Below are 334 nucleotides of genomic sequence, written 5' to 3' on the forward strand. Positions count from 1 at the left end.
GCGGGGATCCGTCGCCAAGGTCCTCGGGATCCCGGAGGAGGCCGTGAGAAAATGGCAGCAGACGCACCGGTCCGTGGGGAGGGGCGGCCTGCTGAGCATGGGCAAGACGCACGCGCGATACGACTTCGAGACGAAGGTGGCCGCGGCGAGCGCCGTGGTCGACGGCGGGATGGCCAAGCCCGAGGCGATGGAGCGCTTCGGCATCGCGAGCCTGTCTCCGCTGAGGCAATGGTGCCGCCTGTACCGCGAGGGCGGCGCGGAGGCCCTCAGGCCAAAGCCGAAGGGCAGGCCGAGGGGATCGGGGGCGAAGGCCGCGCCGGCGACCCGCGAGCAG

General features: G+C 72.5%; 1 protein-coding gene. It reads left to right on the top strand.

The features are described from left to right. Nucleotides 1-97: 97 nt before the first annotated feature. Nucleotides 98-334 (top strand): helix-turn-helix domain-containing protein (locus tag H6A21_RS10835; protein ID WP_342636109.1); only part of this gene is annotated, 237 nt, incomplete at its 3' end.

The organism is Collinsella tanakaei, assembly GCF_016902615.1.
Classification (GTDB): domain Bacteria; phylum Actinomycetota; class Coriobacteriia; order Coriobacteriales; family Coriobacteriaceae; genus Collinsella; species Collinsella tanakaei_A.